The following is a 13,606-nucleotide window of genomic DNA, read 5'->3' as shown; positions in this document are numbered from 1 at the left end:
GAACCAATGGCCGATCCATATCAGACTTTGGGCGTCGCGCGGGGCGCGTCCGAGGCCGACATCAAGAAGGCGTATCGCAAGCTCGCCAAAGAGCTGCATCCCGACCGCAACAAGGACAATCCGAAGGCGGCCGAACGCTTCAGCCAGGTGACCGGCGCCTACGATCTGCTGACCGACAAGGACAAGCGCGCACGCTTCGACCGCGGCGAGATCGACGGCGACGGCAACCCCGCCTCGCCCTTCGGCTTCGGCGGCGGCGCGCGGCCCGGCGGCGGGCGCACCAATGCGGGCGGCGGCTTCAGCAGCGCCGGCTTCGAATTCGGCGCCGGCGACGCCGATATGAGCGACATTTTCGAAGGATTGTTCGGCGGCGCACAGCGCGGCGGTGGTGGCGGATTCGCCAGTGGCTTCGGCCGCCGCCCGCAGCCCAAGGGCGCGACGATCACGTACCGGTTGCAGGTGCCCTTCGTCGATGCCGCGACGCTGGCGCCGCAGCGCGTGACGCTCGGCGACGGCAAGGCAATCGACCTGAAGCTGCCTGCCGGGGTCGAGACGGGCACGCAGATGAAGCTCGCCGGCAAGGGCGAACCCGGCCCGGGCGGCGCGGGTGACGCGATCGTCGCGATCGAGGTGCAGGGCCACCGCTTCTTCACGCGCGACGGCGACGACGTGCGGCTCGACCTGCCGATCACGCTGACCGAAGCGGTGAAGGGTGGCGCGGTCCGCGTGCCCACCGTCGATAAAGCCGTGATGCTGACGATCCCCAAGGGCACCAGCTCGGGCAAGACGCTGCGCCTGAAGGGCAAGGGCTTCCACAAAAAGGATGGCAGCCGCGGCGACCAATTGGTCACGCTGATGATCGACCTTCCGACCGATGATGCAGCGTTGCAACAGTTCGCCGACGGATGGCAGGACCCACGGAACCCGCGCGCCGCGATGGGCGTCTGACGGGGGTAGTGACCGATACGACAGCCCTGACCCCCGAAGCCCGCGCGCATCTGCGCAAGGGCGCCCGTCATCAACTGGCTAAGCTGAAGCCCGGCCCCGCCGCGATCGAGGTCGTGAAGCGGGCCGGTCTCGGCGTGTTCAACGACGGCTTCATCCACGCCGGCAATCTCGCCTATCTCGCGCTGATGACGGTGTTCCCGTTCTTCATCACCGCGGCGGCGGTGCTGTCGTTGCTGGGGCAGAGCGCCGAAACGCAACGCGCGGTCAGTTCCTTCCTCCATGTCCTGCCGCCCAACGTCGCCGATATTCTGCGCAAGCCGATCGCCGACGTGCTCGTCGCGCGGACGGGGTCGCTGCTGTGGCTCGGCGGCCTCGTCGGCCTATGGACCGTCGGCAGCTTCGTCGAGACGATCCGCGACATCTTCCATCGCGCCTATGGCGTGAAGGCCAGCGTGCCCTTCTGGCGGTCGCGCCTGTCGTCGTCGGGCGTCATCATCCTGTCGGTCATCATCGCGCTGATGAGCTTCCTGGTGCAGGGTATCCTGACCGCTGCCGAACAGTTCATCTATCGCCTGCTGCCCTTCGCGCGCGACGCCGCAGGCTGGGTCGGCCTGTCGCGACTGATCCCCGGCCTCATCATGTTCGGGGCGCTGTATCTGCTGTTCTACTCGGTGACGCCGGGCAAATATCGCCACAGCGACTGCCCGAAATGGCCGGGCGCGCTATTCACCGCAGGCTGGTGGGTCAGCATGACCGCGCTGCTGCCGCTCGTCCTTAGCCAGCTCGGCGGCTACGACCTTACCTATGGCAGCCTCGCGGGCGTCGTCGTCATGCTGCTGTTCTTCTATCTGATCGGTCTGGGCCTCGTCTTCGGCGCCCATCTCAACGCAGCACTGGCGGAACCCCCCGAACCGGCGCTACAGGAGGCCGCGACCACAGGATAAGGTAATGAGCGCGTGACGGGTTTGATGGCAGGCAAGCGGGGGCTGATCATGGGCCTCGCCAACGACAAGTCGCTGGCCTGGGGCATTGCCAAGCAATTGTCGCAGCAGGGCGCGGAACTTGCCTTTTCCTATCAGGGCGCCGCGATGGAAAAGCGCGTACGCCCGCTCGCCGAACAGCTCGGCGTCGCCCGCCTGTTCGACTGCGACGTGTCGGACATGGCGGCACTGGATGCGACCTTCGCGGCGCTGGCGCAGGAATGGCCGACGATCGACTTCGTCGTCCATGCGATCGGCTTTTCCGACAAGTCGCAGCTGCGCGGCAAGTTCTACGACACCACGCTCGACAACTTCCTGATGACCATGCACATTTCGGCCTATTCGCTGGTCGCCGTCGCGCAGCGTGCGCGCGCGATGATGCCGCAGGGCGGGTCGATCCTGACGCTTACGTATTACGGCGCGGAAAAGGTCATTCCGCATTACAACGTCATGGGCGTCGCCAAAGCCGCGCTGGAGACAAGCGTGAAGTATCTGGCGGTCGACCTCGGCCCGGAAAACATCCGCGTCAACGCCATCTCGGCCGGCCCGATCCAGACACTGGCGGCGCGCGGCATCGGCGACTTCAACTACATCCTGAAGTGGAACGAGCTGAACAGCCCACTGCGTCGCACCGTGACGATCGAGGATGTCGGCGGCGCGGGCGTCTACATGCTGTCCGACCTGTCGGCGGGCGTCACCGGCGAAATCCACCATGTCGACGCCGGCTATAACGTCATCGGCATGAAGGCAGAGGACGCGCCCGACATCGCGCTGGCGTGATGCCGACGATCCGCCCCGCCGCCGGCCGCGACGTCGCCGCGATCGACGCGCTGCTGCGCGACTGTTTCCCGGCGCCCGACGAGGCGACGCTGGTCCGCGACCTGTGCGTGGAGGGCGACATGGTGCTCGTCCTCGTCGCCGAGATCGACGGTGCGCTCGCCGGGCTCGTCGCGTTCAGCCGGATGCGGGTCGACGTCGGCGGCAAGTCCGTTGCCGCGGTCGCGCTGGCCCCGCTCGCCGTCACGCCGGAATGGCGGCGGCAGGGCGTGGCAGAGGCGTTGGTCGCCGCCGGGGTCGAGCAGCTGGAGGCGGCGGGTATCGTGCTCTGCTTCGCGCTCGGCGAACCGGCCTTCTACAACCGCTTCGGCTTCGCCACCGATGTCGCGAACGGGTTCGCGTCGCCCTATGCGGGCGACTATTTCATGGCGCTGCCGCTGCAGGGCGGACTGATCCCGTGCGGCGTGCGGGGCGAGGCGGCGCATGCACCCGCCTTTGCGCGACTGGGGGCATCGGAATGAGCATCAACAGCTTCGGCCATCTGTTCCGCTTCACCACTTGGGGCGAAAGCCACGGTCCGGCGATCGGCGCGGTCGTCGATGGGTGCCCGCCGGGGATCGCCTTGAGCGAGACCGACATCCAGCCATGGCTCGACAAGCGCCGCCCGGGCACCAGCCGCTTCACCACGCAGCGGCGCGAGCCCGATCAGGTGCGCATCCTGTCCGGCGTGTTCGAGGGCAAGACGACCGGCACGCCGATCAGCCTCATGATCGAGAATGTCGACCAGCGCTCGAAGGATTATTCCGAGGTCGCGCTCGCCTATCGCCCCGGCCATGCCGATTACGCCTATGACGCCAAATACGGCTTTCGCGATTACCGCGGTGGCGGGCGGTCGTCGGCGCGCGAGACGGCGAGCCGGGTCGCGGCGGGCGCGGTGGCGCGCGCAGTGATCCCGCAGGTCAAAATCCGCGCCTGGGTCGAGGCGATCGGCGGCGACCGGATCGATTACGCCGCATTCGACGATGCGCAGATCGACGCCAACCCCTTCTTCTGTCCCGACGCTGCCGCCGCCGCCCGCTGGGAAGCGATCGTCGATGCGGCGCGCAAGGCCGGCTCGTCCGTCGGCGCGGTCGTCGCGTGCGAGGCGACGGGTGTGCCGGCCGGCTGGGGCGCACCGCTCTATGCCAAGCTGGACAGCGAACTCGCGTCGGCCTGTATGAGCATCAATGCGGTGAAGGGCTTCGAGATCGGGGACGGCTTCGCCGCCGCCGCGCTGACCGGCGAACAGAATGCAGACCCGATGCGCGCCGGCAATACCGGCCCCCGCTTCCTTGCCAATCATGCGGGCGGTATTGCGGGCGGCATCGCGACCGGCCAGCCGATTACCTTGCGCGTCGCGTTCAAGCCGACCAGTTCGATCCTGACCCCCGTCGACACGATCACGCGCACCGGCGAGGAGACGCAAATCGCCACGAAAGGCCGCCACGACCCCTGCGTCGGCATCCGCGGCGTGCCCGTCGTCGAGGCGATGACGGCATTGGTTTTAGCCGACCAAGCGTTGCTTCACCGGGGCCAGACGGGCGGCTGAGGCCGCGAAGGGCGGAACACTCTCCATGCTAACCCGTTGGGGTCAAGCAATTTTTGCAGGAGAGAACAATGCGTAAGGTCCTTCCGATCATGGCAGCTGCCATGCTGATCCCGACCGCCGCTTTCGCCCAGACTACGATGGGCGGTTCGACCACCGGCTCCATGGGTGGCCAGACGACGACCACGTCGCCGACCGACCAGAGCACCACCACCACGACGACGCAGAGCCGTTCGTCCAAGTCGATGAAGCGTGGCCGTAGCGGCACCGCCGGTATGAACGGCAGCACGACCGGCACGACGAATTCGACGACGACCACCACCCCCGCCCCGGGCACGACCGACACGATGGGCGGCATGACCGGCACCGGCACGGGTAGCACCACCGGTACGATGGGCGGCACCGGTACGACCGGCACCATGGGCGGTACGTCGACCACGGGTACGATGGGCGGCACCATGGGTGGCACCACCGGCACCACCACGCCGACCCCGTAATCTTTGGCGAATGCCTTAAAAAAAGGCCGGGTGGCTTGGCCACCCGGCCCTTTTTCTATGTCGTCAGTCGGCGAAGGGATCGCGGACCAGGATCGTGTCCTCCCGCTCGGGGCTGGTCGACACCAGCGCGACCGGGCAGCGGATCAGTTCCTCGACGCGGCGGATATACTTGATCGCCTGTGCCGGCAGGTCTGCCCAGCTGCGCGCGCCGGCGGTCGACTCCTGCCAGCCTTCCATCTCTTCGTAGATCGGCTCGACATTCGCCTGATCCGCGGCATGCGCCGGAAAATAGTCGAGCTCCGCGCCATTCAGGCGATAGCCGGTGCAGATTTTCACCGTCTCGAACCCGTCGAGCACGTCGATCTTTGTCAGCGCGATCCCGGTAATGCCGCCGACCGCCGCCGACTGGCGCAGCAAAACCGTGTCGATCCACCCGCAGCGCCGCTTGCGCCCCGTAACGGTGCCAAATTCATGGCCGCGCTGCCCCAACCGCTCGCCGGTCTCGTCGTCCAGCTCGGTCGGGAACGGCCCCGATCCGACGCGCGTCGTATAGGCCTTGGCGATGCCGAGCACGAAGCCGACCGCGGCCGGCCCCAATCCCGAACCGCCCGCCGCGGTGCCTGCGATCGTGTTCGACGAGGTAACGAACGGATAGGTGCCGTGATCGACGTCGAGCAGCACGCCCTGCGCGCCTTCGAACAGGATGCGCTTGCCCCGCCCGCGCGCCTCGTTGAGGTCGCGCCACACCGGCTTGGCGAAGGGGAGGACGAAGCCTGCGATCGCGCGCAGTTCCTCGAGCAGCCCCGCCCGGTCGATCGGCGCCGCACCGAACCCGGCCCGAAGCGCGTCGTGATGCGCCAGCAGCCGGTCGAGCTGCGGCCCCAGATCGTCGAGATGCGCCAGATCGCACACGCGGATCGCGCGGCGACCGACCTTGTCCTCATAGGCCGGACCGATGCCGCGGCGCGTGGTGCCGATCTTACCCGCGCCCGAGGCATCCTCCCGCAGCCCGTCGAGATCGCGGTGCAGCGGCAGGATCAGCGCACAGGTATCCGCGATGCGCAGCGTCTCCGGCGTCGCCGATACGCCCTGCTCGCCCAGCCGCTCGATCTCGGCCTTCAGCGCCCAGGGGTCGAGCACCACGCCATTGCCGATCACCGACGGCGTGCCGCGCACGATGCCCGAGGGCAGCAGCGACAATTTGTAGACGTTCTCGCCGACGACGAGCGTGTGGCCGGCATTATGGCCACCCTGAAAGCGCACGACCATGTCGGCACGCTCGGCGAGCCAGTCGACGATCTTGCCCTTGCCCTCGTCGCCCCATTGCGCGCCGATGACTGCTACGTTGGCCATGGATACAGGTCTCCGCCTGCCGGCGTGATCCCTTGCGCCCTTCGACAGGACTCGGCGCAACGGATGGTCCTGAAATGCGAGGGCGCAGCTACCGGGATGCGGACGGCGGGTCAACCGGGTAGTGGTGGATCACCTTCACCCTGCTGGGCTGGCAGAGGGCAAGGACGAGAACGAAACGATCGTCGGAACTAGAGCGCCCGCGCCGTACCGTCTGCGTACACATGCGTCGCCAGCTGCGCCTCGGGCGTATCGTTCGCCTCCAACGCCGCCACCGTCACCCAGCCGGCCGCGCGCATCGCCGCACCCGCGTCGGCCGGCGTGCCGAAGGGCAGGAAGAGGCGGCGGCGCTCGACCGGGCCGGCGGTCGCCAGAATTGCGTCGGCGTAGAGCGAGAAGCCCGTGGCCGCTTCTTCCGCCCCGCCTTCGTGCATCACGGTATAGGTCCCGCCGCGGCCCACCTCGCGCGGCGCCCCGGCGATGAACAGCGAGAACCCCAGCCACGTCTGATATTCGAAGCCATGCCGCTCGGTCGGGTCGAGCGTCAGCGCGACGCCCTCCCCAAGCCCGGCGGCAATCGCGGCGAGGCCGTCAAGCCGGCTCGCCAGCACGCCATCACGATCGAACGCGCGCAGTCGCTCCAGTGCCGATGCGAACGGCCCCGCCGCCTCGACCAGCGGCAGATAGTCGGGTGCCAGCGCCGCCACCGCGCCAGCATCCTTGGCGTCCAGCCGATCGCGTAACGTGTCGATCTTGTCCGCCGCGACCGGGAACGGCCCGGCGGCCAGCGTATCGACCAGATCGGGCAAGGTGAAGTCGATCGACAGCCCGCTCGCCCCCGCCGCGGTCAGCGCCGACACCGCGACCGCCACCACTTCCTGCGCCGCGGGAATCGAATCGAGGCCGATCAGCTCGCAGCCGATCTGCCGCCATTCGCGCGCCGGCGCGAGTTCGGGACTGCGCAGCTTCAGCACGGGGCCGGCATAGGACAGGCGCACGGGCCGGGGATGATGCCCCATCCGCGTTGCCGCGATGCGCGCGATCTGTGCGGTCACGTCCGGCCGGATCGCGAGCGTTCGCTGCGACACGGGATCGACGTAGCGCACCGCATCGGTCAGCGCGCCGTCCTTCAACCGCGATCCCAACGCATCGGCATATTCCACCAAGGGCGGATCGGCGCGCTCGTAACCATAGAGGCGCGCCGCCTCCAGCGCGCGCGCCTCGATCGCCGCGGCGGCATCGGCATGGGGCGGCAGGCGGTCGCGAAAACCTTCGGGAAGCAGGGGAGTCATGATCACGCCGCCCTATCGCCAGCCGCGGGACCGGGCAACGCCGTATCGCGGCGCTGCCCGGCCCATCATCAGAACGCCAAGCCCATTGCGGTCTTCACGCCGGGCAGCGCCTTCACCTTCGCGAGCAGGTCCGCGCTCACCGCTTCGTCGACCGACAGCAGCAGGACCGCCTCACCGCCTGCCGAACGGCGGCCGAGGTGGAAGGTGCCGATGTTGACGCCCGCCTCGCCCAGCGTCGTGCCGAGACGGCCGATGAAGCCCGGCGCGTCCTCGTTGACGACGTAGAGCATCGGGCCGGCCAGATCGGCCTCCACCTTGATGCCGAACAGCTCGACCAGGCGCGGCGCCTGATCGCCGAACAGCGTGCCCGCGACCGAGCGTTCGCCGTCCGCGGTCTTCACCGACACGCGCAGCAGCGTGTGGTAATCGCCCTCGCGCTCGGTCCGCACCTCACGCACCTCGACACCGCGATCACGGGCGAGCAGCGGTGCGTTGACCATGTTCACCGTGTCGGTCTGGTTGCGCAGGAACCCGGCGAGCACCGCACTGACGATCGGCTTGGCATTCAGGTCTGCCGCCGCGCCTTCGGTATGCACCGAGATGCGGCTGATCGCACCGGTGGTGAGCTGGCCGACGAGCGAACCCAGCTTCTCTGCAAGCGCCATATAGGGCTTCAGCTTCGGCGCTTCCTCGGCCGACAGGCTCGGCATGTTGAGCGCGTTGGTGACGCCGCCCGACACCAGGAAGTCGGCCATCTGCTCGGCGACCTGAATCGCGACATTGACCTGCGCTTCGGTGGTCGATGCGCCGAGGTGCGGCGTGCTGACGAAGTTCGGCGTGCCGAACAGCGGCGATGCCTTGGCCGGCTCCTCTACGAACACGTCGAGCGCGGCGCCGGCGATATGGCCCGAATCGAGCCCCGCCTTCAGCGCCGCCTCGTCGATCAGGCCGCCGCGCGCACAATTGATGATGCGCACGCCCTTCTTGGTCTTGGCGAGGTTTTCCGCCGACAGGATGTTGCGCGTCTGGTCGGTCAGCGGCGTGTGCAGCGTGATGAAGTCGGCGCGGGCGAGCAATTCGTCGAGCGTCACCTTCTCGACGCCCATCTCGATCGCACGTTCCGGCGTCAGGAACGGATCGAACGCCACGACCTTCATCTTCAGGCCACGCGCGCGGTCGGCGACGATGCTGCCGATATTGCCGGCACCGATCAGGCCCAGCGTCTTCGCGGTCAGCTCGACGCCCATGAAGCGGTTCTTTTCCCACTTGCCCGCCTGCGTCGAGGCATCCGCCTCGGGCAGTTGGCGTGCGAGCGCGAACATCAGCGCAATGGCATGTTCGGCGGTGGTGATCGAATTGCCGAACGGCGTGTTCATCACCACGACGCCCTTGGCGCTCGCCGCGGGGATATCGACATTGTCGACGCCGATGCCGGCGCGGCCGACGACCTTAAGGTTGGTCGCGTGCTCGAGGATATCCTTGGTGACCTTGGTCGAGCTGCGGATGGCGAGGCCGTCATACTGGCCGATGATCGCCTTCAGTTCGTCCGGCGTCTTGCCGGTGATCTCGTCGACCTCGACGCCGCGCTCGCGAAAGATCTGCGCGGCCTTGGGGTCCATTTTGTCGCTGATGAGGACTTTGGGCATAAGAGTGTCCTTGAAGAGATACGCCGTCACCCCGGCCTTGAGCCGGGGTCCCGCTTAATTGCAGCGGGCAGCGGGAAGAAGCGGGACCCCGGGTCAAGCCCGGGGTGACAATGAGGATTAAGCCGCAGCCTTGGCGGTCGCGTACGCCCAGTCGAGCCAGGGACCGAGCGCCTCGATATCCGCTGTATCGACCGTCGCGCCGCACCAGATGCGCAGGCCCGGCGGGGCATCGCGATATCCGGCGACGTCGAAGGCGGCGCCTTCCTTTTCCAGCGCGCCGGCCATCGCCTTGATGAACGCCTCGTCGGCGCCCTCCACGGTCAGGCACACGCTGGTCTTCGACCGCGATGCCGGGTCGGCGGCAAGATGGCCCAGCCAATCGCGTGTCTCGACGATCCGGTCGAGCGCCGCGGCATTGGCGTCCGATCGCGCGATCAGCCCGCCCGCGCCCAGCGACTTCGCCCATTCGAGGCTGGCGATGCAATCCTCCACCGCCAGCATCGACGGCGTGTTGATCGTCTCGCCCTTGAAGATCCCCTCGGTCAGCTTGCCCTTCGACACCAGGCGGAACACCTTGGGCAAAGGCCAGGCGGGCGTGTAGCTTTCCAGCCGCTCGACCGCGCGAGGGCCGAGGATCAGGACGCCATGACCGCCCTCGCCACCCAGCACCTTCTGCCAGCTGAACGTCGCGACATCGATCTTCGACCAGTCGATATCATAAGCGAACACGCCGCTGGTCGCGTCGGCGAAGGACAGGCCCTCGCGGGTTTCCGGGATAAAGTCCGCGTTCGGCACGCGGACGCCGCTGGTGGTGCCGTTCCAGGTGAACAGCACGTCGTTCGTCCAGTCGATCTGGCCGAGGTCGGGCAGCTGGCCATAATCGGCGCGGATGACGGTGGGGTCGATCTTGAGCTGCTTGACGGCATCCGTCACCCAGCCTTCACCGAAGCTTTCCCACGCGAGCGCGGTCACGGGTCGCGCGCCCAGCATCGTCCACATCGCCATCTCGAACGCGCCCGTGTCGCTGCCCGGCACGATGCCGATGCGGTGCGTGTCCGGCAGGTTAAGCAGCTCGCGCATCAGGTCGATGCAATATTGCAGGCGCTGCTTGCCGATCTTTGAGCGATGCGAACGGCCGAGCGAATCGGTAGCGAGCTTCGACGCATCCCAGCCCGGAGGCTTGGCACAGGGACCGGAGCTGAAGAAGGGGCGTGCCGGCTTGGTGGTCGGCTTGGTCGCACCCGTAACGTCGGGTGCGGTGGCGGTATCCGTCAATGTATCTCTCCTCACAGAGAGCGCGCGCCGCGTTGGGACGGCGTGGCCCGCCGACGGCCCTAGTGGCACGTGCCGACGCTGGCAACTCAAAAGGCGCGCAAAAGTTCGGATCGACCATTTGCGCGGGCTGCACGATACTAACCTGACAGTGCGAAGGGGGATGAGGCCATGGACATTGCGGCAGCGCCGAAGACAGGCGCGAAGGCGACCGTGGCGTGGCTATGGATATGGCTGGCCTGTCAGGCCGCGGTCGCGGCCTATGCCGTCTTTGCCCTGAACAGCGTGGCGGCCTTCGGCGGCACGCCCTCACCCGACCGTCTTGCCCAAGCGGCACCGGTCGGCGAGGCGATCGGCTTGGTCGCGATCCTGGTCCATCTCGTCACGATCGTGATGGTCCTGCGCTGGGTGTATCGCGCCGCCGTCCGTGCGCATGCACTGAGCGACCGGATCGCGGTGTCGCCGGGCTGGGCGGTCGGACGATTCTTTCTTCCCGTGCTCAACCTGTGGCGCCCGTTTCGCGGCATGGTCGAAATCTGGCGGACGAGCGTCGATCCGGTCGCGCCCGACACGGTGCCGGTGCCGGTGCCAGCGCTGCTGCGCTGGTGGTGGGGGTTGTGGCTGCTCGCCAATCTGTTCGGACCGATCGGCGGACCGCTGATGGATGAGGCGCACCGTGCGTCGCACCTCGCGGCCGCACGCTGGGCGGACGTGGTGCTGCTCGCGATCGACGTACCGCTCGTCATCCTGCTGGTGCGGATTGTCAGGCAGGTTTCGGCGCGACAGGCCGCGCTGCTGACGCAACGGGGCACGACCGCGCGCTGATCCCGGCCATCGCCGGGAAAGCCCCTCGACAGGGCACCCTCGATCGGAGAATGTTCGAATCGGACACATTGCCGATAGGAGCCGTCATGACGACCGACCCTAAACGCCCCGCGCGCCGCGCCACCATCCTCGTCTGGCTCTGGCTGGCCAGCGATATCGCCATCGCGCTGGCCAGCCTGTGGCAGATCAACGCCCTCGGCGGGTTCGGCGGCCCGATGCGCGATCATGCCGCCATCGAACTCTCCGACGATATTGCGGCGGTGACCGGCGGCGTGTTCATGCTGATGTTTCTCCTCAGCGGTGTCGCCGTCCTGCGCTGGATTTTCCTGGTCAACCGCAACGCGCATCAGTGGAGCGAAACCATGACCATTTCGCCCGGCTGGAACGTCGGCTGGTTCTTCGTGCCGATCGCGACGCTATGGAAGCCGTTCGTCGGCGTGCGCGAGAGCTGGGCGGCGACCGTGTCACCCGACGATCCGGAGGCGGTGACCACGCCCTATTGGATGCGCGTCTGGTGGGGTCTGTGGCTCGCGACCAACGTGTTCGGCTAGGTGACCTTCCGCGCGACGATGGCGGCGAAGGACGTCGCCACCGCGATCGAGGCCAATTGGCTGTATGTGCTCGGCCTCGCCATCGACGTCCCGCTCGCGATCCTGCTGGTGAAGCTGATGACCGAGCTGTCGTCGCTCCAGCGGCACCGGTTGTCGTAACCCCCCTATCGCCGAGCGTGCCGATCGCCGAACGTCCCCGGGCTGGGACTGGGGGGCATGTGCGTATTGCGGTAAACAGGGTTTGGACGGCGGCCGCCTTGCTTGCGCTCGCCGGTTGCGGCAGCCGCGAGCGGCCTGCGCCTGCGCCGGCGCGCGCACCCCGCGCGTCGATCGCGACCCCGTCGATTCGCGAGACCGCGCAATGCCTCGCCGACTTGCGCGCCATGAATGTCGCCTATCGCGTGCTGCCGGACAAGGATTACGGCAACGGCTGCGGCCTGTCGGGCGCGGTGCAGCTGGTCGAAATCGGCGTGCCCGTCCCCGGCCTGGGCGCGGTCCGCTGCGGCGAGGCACGCGCTTTTTCAGCCTGGGTACGCAATGCGGTGGCCCCCGCCGCTTACCAGATCCTGGGCAGCGAACTCGCGAGCGTGCAGAGCATGGGCAGCTATGCCTGCCGCAACGTCGTCGGCACGGCGCACGGCAATCGCCGCTCCGGCCACGCGATCGCCAACGCGATCGACATCGGCGGCGTCACGCTGAAAGACGGGCGGCGCGTCTCGATCCTCAATGACTGGACCTCGCCGGACCCGGCGGTGCAGCGCTTCCTGACGACGATCCACGCCTCGGCTTGCCGGCGGTTCGGCACGGTCCTGTCGCCGGCTTATAACGCCGCGCACCGCAACCATCTGCACCTGGAAGACGATCATGCCGGCCTGTGCCGATAGGCCGTTGAGCGGGCCGAAGCTTTGCTCTACTTCCCTCGGATGACCGATACACGCGTACCCGAGCGGGTCTTCCCCCGCGCCAGCCAGGATGCCGCCTCCGCCCAACAGGCGATCTCGACGCCGCAGACCGAGCACCCCGCCTACAAGCTCGCCTTTCAGGACATGGACTTCCTGCTGCGCGAGGATCTGCGCCCCGTCCGCTTCCAGCTCGAACTGCTGAAGCCCGAGCTGCTGCTGGAAGAGGCAAAGATTGCCTCCACCTTCGTCATGTACGGCTCGGCGCGCATTCCGGAGCCCGCCAAGGCGCAGGCGATGCTGGAGCTTGCCACCGACGACACCAGCCGCGCGATCGCGCAGCGGCTGGTCGACAAGAGCCGCTATTATGAGGTCGCACGCGAACTCGCGCAGATCGCCAGCCGCGTGCCGCGCGACCAGAAGGGGATGCGCCAGTTCGTCGTCTGCTCCGGGGGCGGCCCGTCGATCATGGAAGCAGCCAACCGCGGCGCGACTGATGTCGGCGCCGAATCGATCGGCCTCAACATCGTCCTGCCGCACGAACAGGCGCCCAATCCCTATGTCACGCCGTCGCTAAGCTTCCAGTTCCACTATTTCGCGCTGCGCAAGATGCACTTCCTGCTCCGCGCCCGCGCGCTGGCCGCCTTCCCCGGCGGGTTCGGCACGTTCGACGAACTGTTCGAACTGCTGACGCTGATCCAGACCGGCAAGATCAAGCCGATCCCCGTGCTGCTGTTCGGCCGCGAATTCTGGGAAAAGGTGGTGAACTTCCAGGCGCTGGTCGACGAAGGCGTCGTCAGCCAGCGCGATCTCGGCATCTTCACCTATGTCGAAACCGCCGAAGAGGCGTGGGACGTCGTGCGGGCGTTCTACGAAGAACAGGCCAAGCAGGAAGGCTGAGCGGGGGCGCGCCTGTCAGTGCGGCAACGCGCCATCTGACGGAGTACCCGTTTCCCTTCGACTTCCGCTACCCACCGTCACCCC

General features: G+C 67.6%; 15 protein-coding genes. 11 read left to right on the top strand and 4 right to left on the bottom strand.

Annotated features, from left to right (window positions below):
- The first annotated feature begins 6 nt into the window (after positions 1–6).
- From SPHME3_RS0107140 to SPHME3_RS0107115, 6 genes are all read left to right on the top strand, one after another.
- The gene (locus SPHME3_RS0107140) at positions 7–948 is read left to right on the top strand and encodes a DnaJ C-terminal domain-containing protein (RefSeq protein WP_017979905.1); all 942 of its coding nucleotides are present in this window, start codon (positions 7–9) and stop codon (positions 946–948) included.
- Positions 906–1,892 carry a YihY/virulence factor BrkB family protein gene (locus SPHME3_RS0107135; RefSeq protein ID WP_018250645.1) on the top strand — a complete coding sequence of 329 codons (987 nt, stop codon included), beginning with the start codon at positions 906–908 and terminating at the stop codon, positions 1,890–1,892. Before SPHME3_RS0107140 ends, SPHME3_RS0107135 begins: the two co-directional genes overlap by 43 nt.
- A 24-nt stretch (positions 1,893–1,916) precedes the next feature.
- Positions 1,917–2,708, top strand: coding sequence for an enoyl-ACP reductase FabI (gene fabI / locus SPHME3_RS0107130; RefSeq protein WP_018250644.1), 792 nt, complete (start codon positions 1,917–1,919; stop codon positions 2,706–2,708).
- On the top strand, positions 2,708–3,226 hold the full coding sequence (locus SPHME3_RS0107125) for a GNAT family N-acetyltransferase (RefSeq protein WP_017979908.1): 519 nt from the start codon (positions 2,708–2,710) through the stop codon (positions 3,224–3,226). The genes fabI and SPHME3_RS0107125 overlap by 1 nt, the downstream gene beginning before the upstream one ends.
- Complete coding sequence (aroC, locus tag SPHME3_RS0107120; RefSeq protein WP_017979909.1) at positions 3,223–4,293, top strand: chorismate synthase; 1,071 nt, start codon at positions 3,223–3,225, stop codon at positions 4,291–4,293. The genes SPHME3_RS0107125 and aroC overlap by 4 nt, the downstream gene beginning before the upstream one ends.
- A 68-nt stretch (positions 4,294–4,361) precedes the next feature.
- Complete coding sequence (locus SPHME3_RS0107115) at positions 4,362–4,787, top strand: hypothetical protein (protein ID WP_018250643.1); 426 nt, start codon at positions 4,362–4,364, stop codon at positions 4,785–4,787.
- A 63-nt stretch (positions 4,788–4,850) separates the two neighbouring features.
- Here the strand turns inward: SPHME3_RS0107115 and SPHME3_RS0107110 are convergent, their stop codons facing one another.
- The 4 genes from SPHME3_RS0107110 to SPHME3_RS0107095 form a co-directional block, all read right to left on the bottom strand.
- A complete protein-coding gene (locus SPHME3_RS0107110) occupies positions 4,851–6,140 on the bottom strand; it encodes an adenylosuccinate synthase (protein ID WP_017979911.1) in 1,290 nt (429 codons plus the stop codon).
- Positions 6,141–6,328: 188 nt separating this feature from the next.
- On the bottom strand, positions 6,329–7,429 hold the full coding sequence (locus SPHME3_RS0107105; protein WP_026151845.1) for an ATP phosphoribosyltransferase regulatory subunit: 1,101 nt from the start codon (positions 7,427–7,429) through the stop codon (positions 6,329–6,331).
- Positions 7,430–7,497: 68 nt separating this feature from the next.
- Positions 7,498–9,075, bottom strand: coding sequence for a phosphoglycerate dehydrogenase (gene serA, locus SPHME3_RS0107100; protein WP_017979913.1), 1,578 nt, complete (start codon positions 9,073–9,075; stop codon positions 7,498–7,500).
- Between the two features lie 117 nt (positions 9,076–9,192).
- Entirely contained in the window at positions 9,193–10,350 is a 1,158-nt protein-coding gene (locus SPHME3_RS0107095; protein ID WP_017979914.1) for a phosphoserine transaminase, read from the bottom strand.
- Positions 10,351–10,518: 168 nt separating this feature from the next.
- Between SPHME3_RS0107095 and SPHME3_RS0107090 the strand changes: the two genes are divergently transcribed.
- The 5 genes from SPHME3_RS0107090 to SPHME3_RS0107070 all read left to right on the top strand — a co-directional run bounded on the left by SPHME3_RS0107090 (position 10,519) and on the right by SPHME3_RS0107070 (position 13,522).
- A complete protein-coding gene (locus tag SPHME3_RS0107090) occupies positions 10,519–11,172 on the top strand; it encodes a DUF4328 domain-containing protein (protein WP_017979915.1) in 654 nt (217 codons plus the stop codon).
- 86 nt (positions 11,173–11,258) lie between these two features.
- The gene (locus tag SPHME3_RS0107085) at positions 11,259–11,723 is read left to right on the top strand and encodes a DUF4328 domain-containing protein (RefSeq protein ID WP_017979916.1); all 465 of its coding nucleotides are present in this window, start codon (positions 11,259–11,261) and stop codon (positions 11,721–11,723) included.
- Positions 11,724–11,882, top strand: coding sequence for a hypothetical protein (locus SPHME3_RS21300; protein ID WP_017979917.1), 159 nt, complete (start codon positions 11,724–11,726; stop codon positions 11,880–11,882).
- Positions 11,883–11,980: 98 nt separating this feature from the next.
- A complete protein-coding gene (locus SPHME3_RS0107075; RefSeq protein WP_017979918.1) occupies positions 11,981–12,607 on the top strand; it encodes an extensin family protein in 627 nt (208 codons plus the stop codon).
- Between the two features lie 39 nt (positions 12,608–12,646).
- Positions 12,647–13,522: an LOG family protein gene (locus SPHME3_RS0107070; protein ID WP_017979919.1), complete on the top strand. Its 876-nt coding sequence runs from the start codon at positions 12,647–12,649 to the stop codon at positions 13,520–13,522.
- Positions 13,523–13,606 lie beyond the last annotated feature (84 nt).

The sequence above is a fragment of the Sphingomonas melonis DAPP-PG 224 genome (assembly GCF_000379045.1).
Taxonomy (GTDB): Bacteria; Pseudomonadota; Alphaproteobacteria; order Sphingomonadales; family Sphingomonadaceae; genus Sphingomonas; species Sphingomonas aquatilis.
Note: the sequence above shows the minus strand (reverse complement) of the source record. Positions and strands in the feature narration are given on the sequence as shown.